Source organism: Algoriphagus sp. AGSA1 (assembly GCF_021390545.1).
Taxonomy (GTDB): domain Bacteria; phylum Bacteroidota; class Bacteroidia; order Cytophagales; family Cyclobacteriaceae; genus Algoriphagus.
The window spans coordinates 1-19,222 of the sequence record NZ_JAJUWR010000006.1; the positions used below are offsets into that span (position 1 = coordinate 1).

The following is a 19,222-nucleotide window of genomic DNA, read 5'->3' on the forward strand; positions in this document are numbered from 1 at the left end:
TCTTTGCGCTCGATTTGACCCACAATCTGTTTGCGTAACCCTTCACTAAAGGAACGCTTTTGCTTAATTTGATAATCATTTTTCATCCTCATTGGAGTTGTGAACAACAACAAATTGTGACAACTTTATTCAGGTACTATCACTTTAACTTTTAACCACTAACCGCTTCCAACCTCCGACACCCGACACCCGACACCGGACACCGGACATCAAACACCCAACACCCCACTCCCCCCTCCCTTGCTCGATTCCCTAGTCACTTCCAAAACACGCATCAAACTTCTCCTGAAGTTCTTCTCCCATACCAACACCGGGTACCTGAGATCACTGGCCAAGGAATTTGATGAGTCCACCAACTCGGTAAGGGTGGAACTGAACCGACTCACCGAAGCAGGCCTGCTGGTCTCGGAAGACGAGGGCAAGACCAAGATGTACAAGGCAAATACCGGGCACCCCTTCTTTGGCGAGATCAAGGGCATGGTGTCCAAATTTCTGGGGCTGGATGACCTGATGGAGCGCATCGTCAACAGGATGGGAGAGGTGCAGATGGCCTATATAGTGGGGGATTATGCCAGGGGCATAGACTCTGGAACTATTCAGATGATCCTTATCGGCAAAGAACTGGACAAGGAATACCTGGAATTCCTCAAGGAAAAAACCTACGAGAAAGTACAGCGGAAAGTGGAAGTATCCATCCTCGAAGAAGATCCCGGCGATATCCAGGGAATTCTGGTCTTTGGGAGTTGAGAAGACTGAAAAGCGATTGTTAAGCAATGAGCAGTCGCGGATATCAGTATCAAGTATCAAGTAGCTAGAATCAAGATGTTAGAGCCAAGACCTTAGAGCCAAGATAGTAGGAGGTGAAAAAAGTAAGAAGTATCCCAGTTGAAGTTATCAGCACTGTATTTAACCTTTAACATTTAACCTTTAACCACTTTAACTTTTAACCACTAACCACTAACCACTAACCACTGAACCCTGAACTCCAGACTTGAGAAAAACCCTCCTCATATCCCTCATCGCACTGATCGCCTTAGTCCAGATCAACGGAGAAAAAGTACCCGTAAATGAAGGTGCCTTCGGTGATGGGGTCTTCTACAGGGAAGTGGGCAGGTTCTTTCTCGATAACATAGAAAACGCCAGCTATAACCTGGTCCAGCTTACCCGGATCCTGCCTTTTGCCTTGCTCAACCTGTCCTTCTCGGCATTCCACATCGTCAAAAACGACGAGGCCCTGAGAAACGGCATGATCATCTGGCAGGTGATCTACCTGACCCTGGCGATCTACTGGTACTTTAGAACCAGCAAAAAACTACGCCTGAACACCGCCCAGATGAGCATAGGCTTTATCCTGATGTTCTTCAACTTTGCCTGGCTGAAAGCGGCTTGGTACCAGCCATTCACCCCGGATCTGATGGCCTTCGCCCTAGGCATGGGACAGATGAATTACTTCCTGCGCTATGAGAAATTCAAACTGGGAATGGTCTCTCTCCTCGGCATGTTCGTGTCACCCTTGCTGCTGATCTCCGGTATGCTGATGCTCTTTTTGCCGGGCGATAAACTCCAATACTACGAAGGGGAAAGACCAAAATCCCTTATTCCCGCCTTACTTTGTCTGGTGATTCCCTTGGTAACCGCACTATTGGGCTGGGGACTCTGGGGCTGGGGAGGGCAGCCCTGGGACGCACAACTCTTTCATGGCATGGCCCTGATCGCTATTCCTGTCCTGATAGTACTAGGGGCCAGGCAGAACCCGGTCAACTGGGACTTGGCCATTGCCCAACTGAAAAAAAGGACCAAAACCGACAGACTGAGCAAGGGGATAATGGGACTTGCGGGGATACTGCTGCTGCTGGTCTTACTCTCCGGGGAAAATGAAGGCCTGGGCATAGCGCGTTTTCTTCGGGAAAGTGGAAACGGTTCCCTGCGTTTCCCCTGGGATTTTGTGATCAGCACCGGACTGCACTGGGGGCTCCCGGCCATACTCACGCTGGTATTTCTGCACAGGTTTTACCGGGAACTCGCAGGTTTAGGCTGGGCCATTGTCATCATCCTGGTTCTGGGGCTGATATTCGCGGTTTTCTTCAAAATCTCCGCTTTGGCACCCTGGATCCCGATCTGGGCGGTGGTTCTGATCAAGGCACTGAAGAAATACAGTTGGACTACTAAGGAACTGGTGCTGCTCGGCTTTTTTGCCTTGCTGGTGTCCTTGGCCTGGCTGCCCATCAATTCCCCGGGCCTGCAGGATTTCCTGGAAAACAGGGGCAGTGCTGCAGCCAATTCCTTTTCCATACAGAAGTGGGCCATCCATTACCCCGAATACATTTCCCTAACTGCCTATGCGGTGCTGGCTGTGGTATGGGGAGCTATAGCTTTCTTCTTCTATGGCAGAAGGAAAAAGTACTTGAGGGAGTATTGAGAGTCAAGCTTGAGGCTATCTCAAAAAGTAAGTTTTCTTGTCAGGCTGAGCAGCCAGTCTGCCGAAGGCATGAAAGTCGAAGCCTTTTATGCGCTAATTAAGCCCATTTCGACTTCTTGCCATGCGGGAGGCGGCACCTTGCAATAAGAACCAAGAGTCAAGCTTGCCTACCGGAGGTAGGGAAGTAAAAGGTGAAAAGTAAGAAGTATATCAGTAGCCGTGATCAGTACAGTACCGCACCTTTAACCTTTAACCTTTAACCTTTAACTTACAGCACCGGGCACCCGGCACCGGACATCCAACACCTAACATTGGACATCGGACATCGAACATCAAACACTCCGCCCCCGTTCGTGTCTCACGAACGGTTAAGTGCCATCCTATTGATCCTGGGTCATAATCTTTCCGCCGCGGCGGAGGAGAAATCTCAACCTTTAACCTTACAAATTCCAACAGCTAAACCCCATCAAGTGCCTGTTTTTGAGTTTGTGGTGGAGACAGATTGAGAATTACATTCTTGTCTAACGATACTTTACTTATTCTGATAAAAAGTAGATAAAGGAGCAATGCTGTTTAACTCCTACGAATACCTGATCTTCTTACCCGTAGTATTTCTACTCTACTGGTCTGTTTTTCAAAAAAATCTTAAAGCCCAAAACGCCTTTATCCTCCTTGCCAGTTATATCTTCTATGGCTGGTGGGATTGGCGGTTTTTAGGATTGATTGCGTTCAGTTCGCTGGTGGATTATTGGTGTGGGCTTCGTTTGGGAGCCACGTCATCGCGAACGGACGAAGGGAGTGCGGCGATCTCATCAGTTGATAAGGAGAGTATTTATAAGACTGCTTCGGCTGCTTATAAATCAGAAAAGGAAAGTAGTGGACCTGGAAGCAGCCTCGCAGTGACGAAAAACCCCAAGTTCTATCTTGGACTTAGCCTAACCGTCAACCTGGGCCTACTCGGTTTCTTCAAATACTTCAACTTTTTTATAGACTCTACGGTGCAAATGATCAATACCATGGGTTTTCAAGCCAATTCTTACTCCCTGCAATTGATCCTTCCAGTGGGTATCAGCTTCTATACGTTTCAGACGATGAGCTATACCATCGATATCTACCGAGGAAAAATAAAGCCAACTAGTGATCCGGTGGCCTTCTTTGCTTATGTAAGCTTCTTCCCCCAATTGGTAGCGGGCCCTATAGAAAGGGCTGCGAACCTTTTGCCACAGTTCTTCAAGAAAAGAGTTTTTGATTATAGTCTTGCCATGGATGGCATGCGTCAAATTCTATGGGGATTGTTTATGAAGGTGGTCATTGCGGACAACTGTGCGGTATTTGTCAATCAGGCTTTTATTCATCCTGAGAATCAACCTGCTTCCAATATTCTGATCGGGGCGGTGTTTTTCAGTTTTCAGATTTATGGTGATTTTGGGGGGTATTCCAATATTGCCATTGGAACAGGGAAATTGATGGGGTTTAATCTGATGCAAAACTTTGCCTTTCCTTACTTCTCCAGAGACATTGCGGAGTTTTGGCGCAGGTGGCATATTTCACTTTCTACCTGGTTTAGAGATTACCTTTATATCCCACTCGGAGGTTCCAAGGGAAGTAAATACCAAAGCCTCAGGAATATCTTTATCATCTTCTTAGTTTCAGGCTTCTGGCACGGAGCCAACTGGACTTTTATCATCTGGGGTGGGATTCATGCGGCTTTGTTTATTCCGCTTTATTTGTTTGGGAAGAATAGGATAAATATTGGAATAGTAGCTCAAAATAAAACCTTACCAAGCTTATATGAATTGGGACAAATACTGGTGACTTTTACCTTGGTAACCTTAGGTTGGATATTCTTTAGATCACCTGACATCAATTCGGCTGTTGAATATCTACATAACTTATTTGACGCAAGTATTATCCAGAAGCCGCAAATGGATATACGGGTATATCTCTTTATGATCTGGGTTTTGATCTTTATGTTGTTAGAGTGGGTTGGAAGACGGGAGGAGTTTGCCATTCAGAAAATGGCTTTCAGCAAGCATGCTTTGATTAGGTATGGCTTGTACTATGGTTTGGTGATGGCTGTATTTCTATTTGCCAGAAAGGAACAGGAGTTTATATATTTTCAGTTTTAGGGATGGATCGATTTATAATTAAATTTTTATTTTTTTCTATTTTCCCAGTATCGACACTTTATGGAGTATTTTTATTAGAAAATGGTACCGCAGATCCTTTCTACCAGCGGTTTACAACCCCGAAACAAGAGGCTTTAATCTTGGGTAATTCAAAGGCGGCACAAGGAATTATACCTTCTATTTTGAATGAAGAATTGAAAGGTATCTATGATGGAAAACTTTATAATTATTCGTTTACTGTTTATAACTCACCATTTGGTCCTGCATACTTAGAAAGTGTAAAAAGAAAGCTGATAGATTATGAAGGGAAAAAGTGCTTTATCATCACAGTAGACCCGTGGAGTATATCAAGTGATATCAATGATCCTAATAATCCAGAGAAGTTTGAGGAAAACAAAAGGTTTATTTCGGATATTAACAATGTATCTACAAAGCCTAACCTTAAGTATATGTTAAAATGGTTTTTAAAATCGTATTATGAAATCATTTTAATGAGGCTAAAAAACCATCTTTCTTTTTTAAACAAAGATGGTTGGTTCAAAACAGGTGAACAAGCATCATTTGAAGTGAGAAACAAGCAAAGAAATATCATGATAGATTTTTATAATGGTTATTTAAACAGATATAGTCACTCATCGAAAAGGTTTAAATATTTAGATAATACTATTGAGTATTTAAATAGGAATGGAACTGTTTTTTTGATTAGAATGCCTTTACATGAAGATATTCTAAAAATTGAAGAAAAAGTTGATCCCAATTTTGGTTTTCGAATGCAATTTTTATCACAAAAACACAATGTTATTTTTATTGATTTTAACCAAATAGAGAAAGAATATACTTTTAAAGATGGACTACATTTTGATGTCGAATCAGCAGTAAATTTCACTCTTGAATTGTCTTGTTTAATAACTAATTATCAGAAAAATAGCCGTGAATATGCAAATTCAAAGAAATGAAAAAACACATTAATTCATTTAGATTTTTTTATGACTATTTGAAGTCTAAGATATTTATCAATATGGGATTGAATGTCTCAGTTGGATTATTGGATGGTTTTGGATTGGTGATGTTTTTACCTCTTCTTCAATTGGTAGATGACAGTACAAAAGTAGAGAATCCGGTTGATATAGGTAGCTTGGGCTTTCTTGTAAAGGGTATTGAAAATGTTGGTTTGGCATTAAATCTCAAAACAGTTTTAGTCATTATGCTTGTCTTTTTTATTCTCAAAGGATTTGCCAGGTTTTTTGAGGCTTACTACCGAAATATGGTTCAGCAATTCTTCATTAAAAAATTGAGACTTAAAAGTATTGGTCTATTGAGCGAGTTTCAATATAAGGCATTTGTTAAATCAGATTCGGGTATGATTCAGAATACATTGTCCGGTGAGGTAGGAAGGGTTGCAGCGGCTTCAAATTCTTATTTTATGGCTTTGCAGAGTGCTATTATGGTTTTGGTATATTCTGTATTGGCATTTATGGCAAATCCGCAATTTGCAGTAATGGTAATTTTTGGAGGCCTGCTCTCGAACGGCATATTCAATTTGATCAATAAAAAAACTATTGAGGCTTCCAGAAAAATAACAAAAGATGGTCATGATTTTCAGGGGCTTTTGATTCAGAAAGTGGCTTTATTCAAATACCTCAAAGCCACAGGGCTTATTGGAGTATATAGGAAAAAACTAGAAGAGATTGTAATTAAAATACATGATACAAATATTAAAATTGGTTATTATAGTGCTATTCTTTTTGCTAGTAAAGAACCCTTAGTAATGGTTGTAGTTGTGGTTGTGATTCTTGTTCAAGCATTACTTTTATCCCAAAGTTTAGGCGTGATTATATTGAGCCTTTTGTTTTTTTATAGAGGATTAACATTTTTATTGAGTTTACAATCTTTTTATAATGGTTTTTTGGTTAATTCCGGAGCTTTGGAAAATATTACTGATTTCTTTATTGAATTGGATTCAGAGAAGGATGTTATTCAAAAAGAGGAAAAAATTAGAAGTTTTAATAATGAAATAAAATTTGAAAATGTTTCATTTTCTTACAATGATACACCAATTATAAATCAGGTAAATCTGACAATTAAAAAAAATGAGTCCATAGCATTTGTTGGGGAAAGTGGTAGCGGAAAAACAACATTAGTGAATTTGATTTCAGGGTTAATCCTTGTTGACAATGGAGAAATATTGGTAGATGGAGTATCATTAAGCCAAATAGATGTTCAATCCTACCAAAGAAGGATTGGATATATTACACAAGAACCAGTTGTTTTTTCAGATACAGTTTTTAATAACGTCACTTTTTGGTCAGAACCTAATTTTGAAAATATCAAGCGTTTTTGGGAGGTGATGGAAAAGGCTCATATTGCTGATTTTATTATGCAATTACCTGAAAAAGAAAATTCATTTTTGGGAACTAATGGTATTTTGGTAAGTGGTGGACAAAAACAAAGAATCTCTATTGCGAGGGAATTATACAAGGATATTGATATTTTGATAATGGATGAGGCAACATCTTCGTTAGACTCAGAGTCCGAAAAAATCATTCAAGACAATATAGATAGTTTAAAAGGAGAAGTTACATTAATTATTGTAGCCCATAGACTTGCCACTATTAAAAGTGTTGATAGGGTAGTGCTTTTATCAAATCAGAGTATTTTGGCCATTGATGATTTTGAAAGTTTAGCAAAAAGAATACCTGAGTTTAAACGAATGGTTGAGCTCCAAACTTTCTAATTGCCCAGATAATTGGAGAAAAATTGATTGTCATTTGGTAATATCATCAATTAGCAAGATTTAAATATTTCAAAATTGTAGTTGAATGTAATTTAAAAGTTATTGACTTTTTATTAAACTAGATTGTAAAGAATAGAATTGCAGACAGTATCTATAATTATTCCTGTTTATAATGGTGAAGTTTTCTTGGAGCGTGCTGTTCAATCTGCATTGGTTCAAGTTAATGTTAAAGAAATCATAATTGTTGATGATGGATCTACAGACAACTCTTTATTGATTGGACAACAATTGGCTCAGCTTTCCCCTAAAATCCAAGTTTATACTCATCCTGAAAAAATTAACAAGGGCTTGGCTGCAACAAGGAATCGGGCATTGGAATTTTGTACAGGCGCTTGGATACAATTGCTTGATGCAGATGATGAGTTGATGCTAGGGAAAATATCTTCTCAATTGGAATACGCAAAACCCGATACTCCTTTTATTGTAGGAAATGCAATTGATCAATTTTCTGATGGCAGGACTTACCAGAGAAAGTTTAAAAAATCTGCGTGGATAGCATTGATGAGCGGGAAATTAGGTATTAGTTCAGCAAATTTATTTAACAGAAAATATATTGATTTAGTAGGAGGGTTTGATTCAAGTTTAAGAACAAGCGAGGAATATGATTTAATGTTTCGGATAATGAAGAATGGTTGGCTACCAGTTTATGATTCTAAATTTTTGACAAGAATTCACGTGGTAAATAGTTCACTCAGTAGGGGAAAAAGAAACAATCATTTAATGGTCAAAAATTGGATTGACTTAAGGAAAAAGATTAGGGGATTTCTAATTTCAAAAGGTGAATTTGGTTTACTTCATTCCTATCATTATTCAGGAGCAGTGGGTAGTTTTATGGATAGGTATAAGCTTCCTTTCGACGGCACAATTAATCCAACATTATTTAAGGTTTATTCTTTAGAAAAGAATATTAAATCTAAGATCTTTAAAAGATTATACTTCAAATAATTAGCTAGCATGGCCTATAATCATAAATCTTTTCATCATCAATTAGACCAACCATCCATAATTGTCCCATTTATTTTTGATTTAGTTGATCCAAAATCAGTACTAGACGTTGGCTGTGGTTATGGCCAATGGTTGAAAGTTTTCAAAAATCATGGTGTAAAACAGGTTTTTGGAGTTGATGGGGAGTGGGTGGATATGAGCGAAAGGAATAAATTTTTGGGAAATAATGAGTTTCTTTCTTTTGACCTTACCAAAGAACTAAATTTAAATCGAAAATTTGATTTAGTAATTTCTCTCGAAGTAGCTGAGCATCTCCCCGAATCTTCTACGGATCAATTTGTAAAATCACTAGTCAATCACGGTGACTTGATTATTTTTTCCGCAGCAATTCCATTTCAGGGTGGGCAAAATCATATTAATGAAAAACCACTTTCCTATTGGATTGAAAAGTTTCAACAACACGGGTTTCATTTTTATGATCCGTTCAGAAAAAAAATATGGCACATCGAGAAGCTGTTTTTTTGGTATAAGCAAAATATGGTTCTTTTTTCAAAGGATAAATTAAGCTTGCCAGATTCCCAAGATTTAATTGATGTTGCTCACCCTGATTTAGTTAGAGAGAAACATACTTTTAATGTGGCATATAAAGAACTGGTTTCTGGAAATGCAGGTTTAACGAAGTCATTTAAAGTGTTTATTAAATCTTTACTGAAAACTTTTCGACTATGAATTCTTTTATGAGATATTTTCGCTATCACTTAGCGAGACCAATTTATCAATTTATCAGGCCTCTACAACCAATTTTCAATCTGAAAAAAAGAACCTTCTTTGATAAGTTCAGGGTAAAAACAAAAGATGGGGTAAGTTTTTGGCTATATAACAATGCCTTTTATTGGGAGACAGAAATGTTTTGGGCGGGATTTGAGAACTTTAATTATGAAGGAAAGACGAGGTCGTTATGGTGTGAATTGGCGAAGAAATCACAAGTAATTTTAGATATTGGTGCAAATTCGGGTTGGTTTTCTGTTATGGCAAAAGCATATAATCCATCGGCGACAGTTCACGCATTTGAACCTCAACCTAATATTTTTAATGTTTTGAAAAAGAATAACGAAATCAATTCCTTTGATATCCATTGTCATCAATTAGCACTTTCAAATCAAAAAGATGAACTTCCATTTTATAACACTGGTGAATCAACATTTGAAAGCATAAATACAACTCACGGAAGTTTAAACAAAGAATGGAGGACTGAGAAACAATTTTCTATAAAAGTTAATGTCGAGAGATTAGATGATTTTATAAAATCACACCAAATAAAAAATATTGATTTGATAAAAATTGATGTCGAAACTTTAGAACCAGAAGTTTTGGAAGGGTATGGAAGTTTTCTTCAAGTTCATAAACCAATAATTATCCTAGAAGTTCAAAATGAATTAATAGGAGAAAAAGTTAAAAAACTAACTAGGGAATCAGATTATAATTTCTATTTCATTGAAGAGGTCAGGGGAATACAAAAGGTTTCAAATTTAGGGTTAAATAATAAAAGAGATTCTAGAAATTATTTGCTTATTCCTAAAAGTAATAACCAAAGAATTATATTAAATATTTAAGTATGAACTTTCAAATCTTTTTTAAATCATATTTAATTAGAACTATGTTTTTTGATATTTGTCAAAGGATTTTTAATTACCCTTATGAAAAGAAAATTTTTTTTAAAGAAAATGGATATGATTTAGATTTATCTGCTCCAAGAACTATCAATCAAATCATTGTAAAAAAGAAATTATTTGATAGGAATAAATTAATTCCAATAACTGCCGATAAAATTGAAGTTAAGAATTATTTGCTCAACAAATATGGTAAATCATTTGAAAAATATATAATCCCAACAATTGCAGAGATAAATTCAACTTCGGTCAAGAAGATTCCATATCATAAACTACCATCGAGTTTTATTGTTAAGGGAGCTCATTTATGTGGTTTAAATCTAATCATAAGAGATTTTAAAGCTAATGAACATCAGGAGTTATTTGAAAATCACTGCTATAAAATTTTAAACAGCAAAATTCCAAATTATAAAAATGAATGGGGATATTCCAAAATTAAACCTAGAGTTTTAATCGAACCTCTTCTTTTAGATAAAAATAAATCGATACCAAAGGATTATAAATTTTATTGTTTTAATGGTGTGTGTGAATATTTTTACATTGACTTTGAAAGATTTGGCAATCATTCAAGATCAATATTTGATCGAGAAGGGAATTATCTTAGTGCAGAAATATTATATCCATCAATACAACAAAAACATGATTTAGATAATTTAAAGGATTTAATTGCATTAGTTGATTCTCTGTCAAAAGGGTTTGATTTCATTAGGATTGATTTATACCTATTTGATGGAAATGTATTTATAGGAGAGTTTACTCATTATCCTGGTTCAGGACACGTTAAGATTGAACCCTATGAGTTTGATAAGAAATTAGGGGATCTATATTATATTCATAATTGAAAAGGAAAGTCTTAATATTACCCTCTTGGTACCCTACATTGAAAAAGAAAAATTTAGGAAACTATTTTCAAGAGCAGGCAAAGTTTCTTCAAGGCAAAGAGGGGTTGGAATTCAAAGTGCTATATGGTGATAAAAAATCCTATCCATTGATTCGCTGGTTTTGGGTGTTTTTTCAATTATGGTTGAAGCAAACCTGGACTTTATCAATGGATAAGGTTCAACAAGACCCGCCTGCATACGGATTTGACATTCCGGCCAACAGGAGAATTCCTGACAATTTGCAAATTCAACTGGAACAGCGGATGTATTTAAAAGCATACCGTGAATTGATCCTTTCGGATTGGATACCTGATTTGATACATGCCCAAAGTGGAATGGATACAGGAATATATGCCCACCATATCAGTAATAAAACAAAAGTGCCTTTTGTAATCAATGAACATCAGGTTTTTGTATTTCATAATTATTCCAGGTTGCGTTCAAAGCTTATTTTGGAGGCTTTCCAAGTGGCTAAAAAGACTGGGGCAGTAAGTTATGATGAACGTAGGCAGGTATTGATGAATCAGCCGAATTGTAATCCGATAATTATTCCAAATTTGGTGGATGAGTCCAAATTGGAATTGAAAAAAAGAAGTCAGGGTAAAAATTTACGACTTGTTACGTTTATGTATGCCAATCAAATTAAAGGATACGATACTTTTTTTCAGGCGATTTATGAGTTACAAAAATTGACAGATGACTTTAATTTTACGGTGGTTGGTAATGGGATAGTTAAAGGAAGAAATATTTTTCAGGAAAGATGTCAAGATTTAGGGATACTGGAAAAGGCTAATTTAGTACCAAGGTTAGAAAGAGCGGAAATATCAGATTTTTTTCAAGACTTTGATTTATATGTTTGTTCCTCAGATTTTGAAACTTTTGGAATTGCCCCAAGAGAGGCGATGATGTGTGGATTGCCAGTGGTTACCACAGCCAATGGAGGGGTAGAAGGTAGCATCACTCCAGATACTGGACTTACCGTACCAGTGAAAAATCCTGTTGCCCTAGCCGAAGCTATCCTTAGAATCAAGGAAAACCGACATACATATGCCCCATCAAAAATAAGGGAATTGGCCATTCAGCAATGTGGGAGGGACGTGTTTCTGAAAAGGATGATAGATTTTTATCAGTTAGATTGATTTTGTTTCAGATTTCTGTCATTATACCAGTATACAATGCCGCTGATTTTGTAAAGGTAGCGGTTGATTCTGCCTTAAGTCAACCTCAGGTAGAAGAAGTAATTTTAATTGAAGATGGCTCTATGGACGATTCATTTAACGAATGTAAAAGGGTTGCTGCTTCTAATCCAAAAGTCAGGCTATTTTGTCATGACAATCACCACAATAGAGGAGTATCAGCTAGTAGGAATTTAGGAATTTCCAAGGCTTCTTTTGAATTTATTGCATTTCTGGATGCGGATGATTGGTATAATGAAGGCAGGTTCAAAAAAGATGAGCAAATGTTTCAAGATGCAAATGTGATGGCGTCTTATAGTATGTCCTCTATTTCCTTAAACACTAGGGAGGTAATGTTTGGATATCGAAGCGATATTTTACAAGAAACTCAAGTCAGGGAGCAAAGTAAATTTTATCATTATGTCATATCCAATAACATCATCTTAGGTCATACGAATTGCAACACTTTCCGAAAAGTTGTTTTTCATAAAGCAGGCTTCTTTGATGAAAGATTAAACCTACACCAAGATACAGAAATGTGGAATCGAATAGCCCGTCATTACTTATGGGATGCAGGGGAATTATCAAGGTCAATATCAGTGGCCAGAAGGCATAGTGGTAACAGAATAGCTAACAGGTCTAAAAGATCTGAAATTATCCACCAATTAGTATGGATGGACAATATCGGGATTAAGAACTTGCATGGATTTGAAAAGAAAGCCGTAATTTATCATTTGGCCAGAGCGCTATCAAATCCAATAAAAAACCATTTTTTGAGAAAATCTGTCCTTCATGGTTTTCAGTGTTTGGCCAATGCCACAAGGCCTGTTTTTATTTTGGTTTTTTACCGTTGGGGGATGCGGAAATATAACTTGTACAAGACCTGATGTATTTTTCAGTAATTGTCCCAACATATCAGGATGGGGATAAATTATATACTCTTTTGGAGGCAATCTCAAGGCAATCTTTCAAGACTTCTCCTTGGGAAGTGATCATTGTCAATAATGATCCTGAACCTGACCTGAGCATTTCCCGGAAATTTTCTTTTCCATTCAGAATTCTACACGAGTTGAAACCAGGTTCTTATGCGGCCAGAAACAATGGGCTGGAACATGCAAAAGGTAAAATAATTGCCTTTACCGATGCTGATATGTTACCTGATCGGAATTGGCTTGAAATTGCCTATCATAATTTCGATAAAGACTTAAATAACGAAATAGGAATTCTGACAGGTCCTGTTCCTTTGTTCTATAAAAAACCGGCTCAATTGACCGATGCTGAAATCTATGAAAAGTACACGGGATTTGACTTTGAAGGATACACCAAAGAAGGTGCCTGTGGAGCAGGGAATTGGTTTTCCTATAAATCGGTGTTGGAAGAATTTGGAGGTTTTAGGGAAGACTTGAAGTCAAACGGGGATACAGAACTTTCTCTGAGAATATCCCAAAAATACAAAGTGGTCTATGTTTCCGAATTGGTCAATCAACATCCTGCCAGATATCATACGGCAGAGTTGGTATCCAGATACCAAAGGATTTTGGGAGGGACTTTCCAGAGAAAATACCAAGACAATAAATCAGGTTTTCTTGGCCATACTTTGAGTTTTATTTTCAGAAGATACAGGTTTTCTTTGAAGAAGTTTTTTACGGTTCCAATCCATGAATCCTGGGCTATTTTTAAAGTTTGTAATGCCATCAATTGGGGGGCGGTTCAGGAGTATTTAAGCTTGGTAAGGGGAGGAGAAACGAAGAGATAGATGCAAGAGACAAGAGCTAAGAATCAAGACTCTCTGGTTTCCATTATCATACCTGTTTACAATAAAGCTTCCTTTATTAAAGAAACTTTAGAATCGGCTTTAGGTCAGACTTATCCCAATACAGAAATCATTTTGGTAGATGATGGATCTACGGATGGCTCTTTTGATATTCTGAAGGATTATTATAAAAATTATCCCGACAAAATCATTCTGATCGATCAGGAAAGCCAAGGTGTATCAGTTGCTACAAATAAAGGAATTCAAGCTGCTAAAGGAGAATATATTCAATTTCTAGATGCAGATGATCTCTTGTCTTCCAATAAGATAGTCAATCAGTTAGCCTTACTGGAAGGTCAATCTGAATCAGTGATAGCAACTTGTGAATGGAGAATGTTTCAAGATGACTCGAATCAATTCTATTCCATTCCTTATGATGTATTTCAGGGCTTTGAGTCAGGCATGGATTTGTTATTAAGATTTTGGAACCATCAGGAAATGATGGCAATATCTTCCTATTTGACTCATAGATCCCTGATAGAGAAGGCAGGCCCATGGAATGAGTTCTTGACCATCAATCAGGATGGAGAGTTTTTCGCCAGAGTCTTAATGCATGCAGGCCAGGTGCTTTACGAACCAAAAGGTAAAGTCTTTTACAGAACTCCCGGTGAAAGCAATGTTAGTCAGCAAAAGTCTGAAAAGGCCATGTATTCCCTACTGCATTCCTATCGATGCTATGAGCGGGAAGTGTTGAAGGTCGAAGATTCTGAAAGAGTAAGGATTGGATTGAAAAAGGTTTACCAGAAGTTTATTTATGATGTTTTTCCCCAATATCCTCATCTGATTAAGGAAGCTGAAGACCAGATAAAGAATTTAGGCATTACCCCAAAGACTTATATCATGGGTCCCAAATTTCAGCAGCTTTCTCGTCTGTTTGGATTTAAAAATGCATTGCGCTTAAAACGTCTTATTTAAACTTTCTGATTTTAGATTTTATAATTTAGTTCCTTGTTTTCAGTAATCATCCCTCTCTATAACAAAGCTCCTTACATCCAAAGAGCTCTGGATTCAGTCTTGAACCAAAGCTTCAAGGATTATGAAATCATTGTGGTCAACGATGGCTCTACAGATGGGGGAGAGGAGATTGTTTCCAAAGTATATGGGGATAAGGTCAAACTGATTCATCAAAATAACCAAGGTGTTTCTGCTGCAAGAAATACAGGAATCACCGTGGCGCATTTTGACTATATCGCATTTTTGGACGCAGATGATTCTTGGCACCCGGATTATCTTCTTTTTGTGTCAACTGTCATCAAACGAAACAGGGATGTAGGAATAATAGGCTGCCATTATGATCCCTATCAGCTAGAAATCAACCCGGTGTTGAATTACTTTAGTTTGGATCAGTATTTCAAAAGAGCAAAAAGGAATGTGGGGTTCTTTACCTCTGCTACAGTTATCAAGAAGGTCTTTTTTGATACAAATCCCGGATTTGATCCCCAACTCAAACTAGGGGAGGATATTGATGTCTGGCTACGGGCATCTTTGTTTTTTGGTGATGGGATTTACATCCAAAACACATTGGTATTCTACGGACAGGAAGATGATTACCGAGCTACCCAGAAAAATCATCACATCGAAAACTCCCTGATTTTCAAAATAATAAATCCAGATTATTATAGTTCTGCTATAAAAGATTCTGATTGTACTGAAAGTGAATTTATAAACTTCAGGGATGCTTGGGTTTACATGAGCTTGTATCAATATTATCCTTTGGATAGCAATCTGGATTCTATTCAGGATATGTTAAAGCAAATGCAATCGAGGTATATGCTGGTCAGAGCGTGCTATCAACTACCATTTTTTACATTACAATGGTTTTTCAGAAATAAGAATTTTTCCAACCTATTTAGAAACTATATGAAATTCTGCTTCAGGTACATCTACAGATGAGGATTGCCAGAATTGTTTCAGAGTTGGATTTTGGAGGAGTGGAGCAGGTTATGGCCAATTCTCTTCCCGAATTGAATAAGAAAGGGCAGATTGAGCTGACAGTACTCGTTTTAGGCAGAGGGGGGAGGGTTTCGGAGCAATTGAAATCTCAGGGGATTAAAGTAGTGATATGGAACAAAAATCCCCGGATTCCGAATTTTCAACTCCTTTTTCAGCTTCGGAAATACTTGAAAAAATTGAATCCTGATGTGGTACATACCCAAGGTGCTGAAGCCAATTTTCATGGGATTTTGGCGGGGGAATGGGCAGGTGTTTCTAACATTATCGGAGAGGAAATTGGATTGCCAAACCATCATTCTTTTTGGAGGTATATTTTTAAATATGTCTATGCAAAAGCCAATCATGTTATTGCTATTTCCAAGGCGGTAGAGAAGGCGATTGTTGGGTTGGGCGAGGTGGATCCAAATAAGGTTAAGGTTTTATATAATCCAGTTAAGACTAGGCAGTGTTCAGTGATCAGTTCTCAGGTATCAGAGAAAAATAGATTTGTTTTCGTTACCACCTGTCGATTGGTTCGGATCAAGAATCTGGAGCGGTTGATTCAGGCATTTGAGGGTTTGGTCAAAGAAAATCAGGAGAGGGGTCTTTTCCTTAGGATTGTTGGAGATGGCCCTGAAAGAGAAAAGTTGGAAGTTCAAAGCAAAAAGTTAGGGCTTAGTAGTAAAGTCAGGTTTTTAGGTTTTCAGCAGGACGTATGGCCTTTTTTACAAGAAGCTAATGCTTTTATTCTTCCTTCTCTTAGGGAAGGTTCATCGGTTTCTCTGGCTGAGGCTATGGCCGCAAGACTGCCTAGTATTATCACCCAAGTAGGAGGGGCTTCTGAAGTCCTGGGAGACTCCAAGTCGGGTTATTTGATCGATCCATTGAGTTCTGATAGTATTCAATACGCTATGAAGCAATTGATTGATCTTTCTCATGAAGAACGCCATGCCATGGGTGAAAGGGCAAGGAAAGAAGCAAAGCGTTTTACCGTAGAGAATTACATACAATCTTTGATGTCAATTTATACTCTTTCAGATTTCATACCTAAGCCTTCAGCCTTTTGATCAGGGTTCTCCATTGCATAGAAACGATCGCTACTGGCGGAGTGGAGCAAGTACGGTTGACCTTGGTTCGAGGACTTCCTAAGTCCCATTTCGAACATAAGATTATCTGTACCTGGGAAGGGGGAGAAGTTGCTGATGCACTGAAAGCAGAGGGTGTAGAGCTGATTCCAATAGGTGGATTTAAAAACCCTCTGGAATGGGGAAAGCACAACAAAGTGTTGCAGGTAATCAGGGAATTCAAACCACATATTATCCATGGGGCTATTTTCGAAGGGATGGCCATGGCAGCGATAGGTGGTACACTTGGTAAGGTGCCAGTAGTGATTTTGGAAGAGACATCCCATCCAATAAGCAGGTCAAAAAAAGCAATCTACTTGCAAAGATTTTTTGCCAAGGCAGCTGATGCGGTAGTTGGTATAGCTCCTACAGTCGTCACTTACCTCAAGCAAACGGTCAGATTGCCTGAATTACAAGTCAAATTGATTAACAATGGCGTGAATCTTCCCAGAGAAGTTCCTGCGGTAGAAAAGTCTCAGTTGAAAACAGCTCTTGGGATTCAAGAAGGAGATCTGATCATAGGTTCAGCAGGAAGATTTTACAATGATGTCAAACGTTTTGCTGACATTTTGGAAGCTATCAAAATTCTAAAAAATCCCAAGATCAAATTCCTTTTGCTGGGAGAGGGACAAGATCGGGAGCTAATACTCCATAAAGCCAATGAACTGGGCTTGGAAGGTCAATTGATTCTTGCCGGGTTTCAGATGGATACGGCTCCTTTCTATCAGGTTATGGACATTTTTTGCATAGCCTCAGCTCATGAAGGATTCGGACTGGTAGCAGCAGAGGCTATGCTACACAGATTACCAGTTATTGCAACAAAGGTAGGAGGTTTGAAGGATATCGTAGTGGAAGGGGAAACCGGTTTTTTGGTACCTCCATTCTCTCCAGAGGCTATTGCGGAAAAAATCAAAGCCCTACTCCAAAACCCCGATCTTAGAAGTGCAATGGGACACAGAGGATATCTGCGGGCAAAAGAAAACTATACAGCTGCCCGCTATTGCAAAGAAATAGAAAACCTTTATTGGGATCTTTTGAAGAAAAAGAAAGTACTCCTTTCAGACTTTACAAGTAAGAGTTCTGACTTATAAGTAATGCTTGATCTACTAGTCATACTTGTGGTAATCCTTGTCCTTGTTAATTCCAATTCGAGTATGGCGAAGCGTTTTGGTTTGCCTCATAAATATGAGCTACATCTTCACTATTTATTGGCTTACCATATCTTTTTCAGCTTTTTCTTTACCTGGTATATTATGAATTACGGTGGGGATTCTCAAGGGTACTGGAGACTTGGAATGGAACAGGCATTAGTAAGAGGAGAAGTGACCTGGATGTCGTATTTTGGGGATTCTACCTGGTTTATTTTATGGCTATGCTATATTCCCAGCAAGGTTTTTGGGTTGAGTTATATTACAGGAAATATCCTCTTTGGAGCTCTGGGCTTTGTTGGGATCAGATACATTTTTATCCTTACAGCTGAGCATTTTCCCCGCAACTATGAGGTTTTTGGTGTTCCTCTCTTTCCCACGGTCTTTTATTTTCTCAACCTACATTTTTGGACAGCCGGAGTAGGTAAGGATGCGATATGCTTCTGGGGAATAGCCTGGTTTCTTTTTGCATTGCAAAAGTACAAGAGCAGGTGGTGGCAAGGGTTAATTGCGTTGTTTTTTGTCTATATGGCCAGGCCCCACATGGGGCAGGCACTCCTCGGAGGTGCGGCAATGGCAATTATGATGGGCAGTGAACTGAAAATACATTTTAAGATAGCCATGGGCTTGGCTGCAGGTGTAGGTACTTATTTTCTTTTAGGATCCACCGCCGAATTCCTAAAAGTGGAAGAGTTGAATTTAGAGTCCTTAACTCAGTTATCCGAAACTACCGCCGGTAACCTGAGTAGGGGCAACGTCGGCTCCGCAGTGGATATCTCTTCCTATTCCTTACCCATGCGGCTTTTTACCTACATGTTCCGGCCTTTGTTTTTTGATGCCCATAATTTCGTGGCGCTCTTTAGCTCAGTCGAAAACCTGGTCTATTTATACCTGAGCTTTTTTATCTATCGCAACTGGACACCAGAGGCGATCCGGGATATGCCCTTGTTCCTAAAGGCAGGAATAATCACTTTTATACCGGTTACTTTGGCCTTTATGAATGCGCTTAGTAACCTAGGGGTAGTCATGCGTATGAAAAACATGACCATGATCTACTTCCTGTTGTTCTGTTTTTTCCTGATCTCCTACAATAAGCAGCTGCGAATCCAGAAAGTAGAGGAGAAAATGCGCTACTATAAGCAGCGGGAGGAGATTAAGGCCAGGAAGAGTAGGAGGAACGTGGGGTGATTTA

The 19,222-nt window shown here is 38.4% G+C and carries 17 protein-coding genes; all 17 read left to right on the plus strand.

Features of this window, described 5'->3' with window-relative positions; genetic code table 11:
- The first annotated feature begins 240 nt into the window (after positions 1–240).
- The 17 genes from LZF95_RS05485 to LZF95_RS05565 all read left to right on the plus strand — a co-directional run bounded on the left by LZF95_RS05485 (position 241) and on the right by LZF95_RS05565 (position 19,218).
- Positions 241–747: an ArsR family transcriptional regulator gene (locus tag LZF95_RS05485; protein ID WP_233753972.1), complete on the plus strand. Its 507-nt coding sequence runs from the start codon at positions 241–243 to the stop codon at positions 745–747.
- A gap of 244 nt (positions 748–991) precedes the next feature.
- Complete coding sequence (locus LZF95_RS05490; protein ID WP_233753973.1) at positions 992–2,419, plus strand: hypothetical protein; 1,428 nt, start codon at positions 992–994, stop codon at positions 2,417–2,419.
- Positions 2,420–2,985: 566 nt separating this feature from the next.
- Entirely contained in the window at positions 2,986–4,548 is a 1,563-nt protein-coding gene (locus LZF95_RS05495; protein WP_233753974.1) for an MBOAT family protein, read from the plus strand.
- 2 nt (positions 4,549–4,550) lie between these two features.
- On the plus strand, positions 4,551–5,504 hold the full coding sequence (locus LZF95_RS05500) for a hypothetical protein (protein ID WP_233753975.1): 954 nt from the start codon (positions 4,551–4,553) through the stop codon (positions 5,502–5,504).
- Entirely contained in the window at positions 5,501–7,282 is a 1,782-nt protein-coding gene (locus LZF95_RS05505; RefSeq protein ID WP_233753976.1) for an ABC transporter ATP-binding protein, read from the plus strand. The genes LZF95_RS05500 and LZF95_RS05505 overlap by 4 nt, the downstream gene beginning before the upstream one ends.
- Positions 7,283–7,420: 138 nt before the next feature.
- Entirely contained in the window at positions 7,421–8,287 is an 867-nt protein-coding gene (locus LZF95_RS05510) for a glycosyltransferase family 2 protein (protein ID WP_233753977.1), read from the plus strand.
- Positions 8,288–8,296: 9 nt separating this feature from the next.
- Positions 8,297–9,016: a bifunctional 2-polyprenyl-6-hydroxyphenol methylase/3-demethylubiquinol 3-O-methyltransferase UbiG gene (locus tag LZF95_RS05515; RefSeq protein WP_233753978.1), complete on the plus strand. Its 720-nt coding sequence runs from the start codon at positions 8,297–8,299 to the stop codon at positions 9,014–9,016.
- On the plus strand, positions 9,013–9,900 hold the full coding sequence (locus LZF95_RS05520; protein ID WP_233753979.1) for an FkbM family methyltransferase: 888 nt from the start codon (positions 9,013–9,015) through the stop codon (positions 9,898–9,900). The genes LZF95_RS05515 and LZF95_RS05520 overlap by 4 nt, the downstream gene beginning before the upstream one ends.
- Before the next feature lie 44 nt (positions 9,901–9,944).
- Entirely contained in the window at positions 9,945–10,799 is an 855-nt protein-coding gene (locus LZF95_RS05525) for an ATP-grasp fold amidoligase family protein (protein ID WP_233753980.1), read from the plus strand.
- Between the two features lie 302 nt (positions 10,800–11,101).
- Entirely contained in the window at positions 11,102–11,977 is an 876-nt protein-coding gene (locus tag LZF95_RS05530) for a glycosyltransferase family 4 protein (protein ID WP_368670764.1), read from the plus strand.
- Between the two features lie 2 nt (positions 11,978–11,979).
- Entirely contained in the window at positions 11,980–12,900 is a 921-nt protein-coding gene (locus tag LZF95_RS05535) for a glycosyltransferase family 2 protein (RefSeq protein ID WP_233753982.1), read from the plus strand.
- Positions 12,900–13,769: a glycosyltransferase family 2 protein gene (locus LZF95_RS05540; RefSeq protein WP_233753983.1), complete on the plus strand. Its 870-nt coding sequence runs from the start codon at positions 12,900–12,902 to the stop codon at positions 13,767–13,769. Before LZF95_RS05535 ends, LZF95_RS05540 begins: the two co-directional genes overlap by 1 nt.
- A complete protein-coding gene (locus tag LZF95_RS05545; protein WP_233753984.1) occupies positions 13,770–14,741 on the plus strand; it encodes a glycosyltransferase family A protein in 972 nt (323 codons plus the stop codon). It begins immediately after the preceding gene.
- Positions 14,742–14,774: 33 nt separating this feature from the next.
- On the plus strand, positions 14,775–15,719 hold the full coding sequence (locus LZF95_RS05550) for a glycosyltransferase family A protein (RefSeq protein ID WP_233753985.1): 945 nt from the start codon (positions 14,775–14,777) through the stop codon (positions 15,717–15,719).
- Positions 15,716–16,825 (plus strand): glycosyltransferase, encoded by a 1,110-nt coding sequence (locus tag LZF95_RS05555; RefSeq protein ID WP_233753986.1) that lies wholly within the window; start codon positions 15,716–15,718, stop codon positions 16,823–16,825. Before LZF95_RS05550 ends, LZF95_RS05555 begins: the two co-directional genes overlap by 4 nt.
- Complete coding sequence (locus LZF95_RS05560; RefSeq protein ID WP_233753987.1) at positions 16,822–17,973, plus strand: glycosyltransferase; 1,152 nt, start codon at positions 16,822–16,824, stop codon at positions 17,971–17,973. The genes LZF95_RS05555 and LZF95_RS05560 overlap by 4 nt, the downstream gene beginning before the upstream one ends.
- Positions 17,974–17,976: 3 nt before the next feature.
- Complete coding sequence (locus LZF95_RS05565; RefSeq protein ID WP_233753988.1) at positions 17,977–19,218, plus strand: hypothetical protein; 1,242 nt, start codon at positions 17,977–17,979, stop codon at positions 19,216–19,218.
- Positions 19,219–19,222: the final 4 nt, after the last annotated feature.

Bases quoted from the DNA above. Each gene is read 5' to 3' on its own strand.
- LZF95_RS05495 (WP_233753974.1), top strand. From the start codon at position 2,986: ATGCTGTTTAACTCCTACGAATACCTGATCTTCTTACCCGTAGTATTT.
- LZF95_RS05500 (WP_233753975.1), top strand. From the start codon at position 4,551: ATGGATCGATTTATAATTAAATTTTTATTTTTTTCTATTTTCCCAGTA.
- LZF95_RS05505 (WP_233753976.1), top strand. From the start codon at position 5,501: ATGAAAAAACACATTAATTCATTTAGATTTTTTTATGACTATTTGAAG.
- LZF95_RS05515 (WP_233753978.1), top strand. From the start codon at position 8,297: ATGGCCTATAATCATAAATCTTTTCATCATCAATTAGACCAACCATCC.
- LZF95_RS05520 (WP_233753979.1), top strand. From the start codon at position 9,013: ATGAATTCTTTTATGAGATATTTTCGCTATCACTTAGCGAGACCAATT.
- LZF95_RS05525 (WP_233753980.1), top strand. From the start codon at position 9,945: ATGTTTTTTGATATTTGTCAAAGGATTTTTAATTACCCTTATGAAAAG.
- LZF95_RS05530 (WP_368670764.1), top strand. From the start codon at position 11,102: ATGTATTTAAAAGCATACCGTGAATTGATCCTTTCGGATTGGATACCT.
- LZF95_RS05540 (WP_233753983.1), top strand. From the start codon at position 12,900: ATGTATTTTTCAGTAATTGTCCCAACATATCAGGATGGGGATAAATTA.
- LZF95_RS05545 (WP_233753984.1), top strand. From the start codon at position 13,770: ATGCAAGAGACAAGAGCTAAGAATCAAGACTCTCTGGTTTCCATTATC.
- LZF95_RS05555 (WP_233753986.1), top strand. From the start codon at position 15,716: ATGAGGATTGCCAGAATTGTTTCAGAGTTGGATTTTGGAGGAGTGGAG.
- LZF95_RS05565 (WP_233753988.1), top strand. From the start codon at position 17,977: ATGCTTGATCTACTAGTCATACTTGTGGTAATCCTTGTCCTTGTTAAT.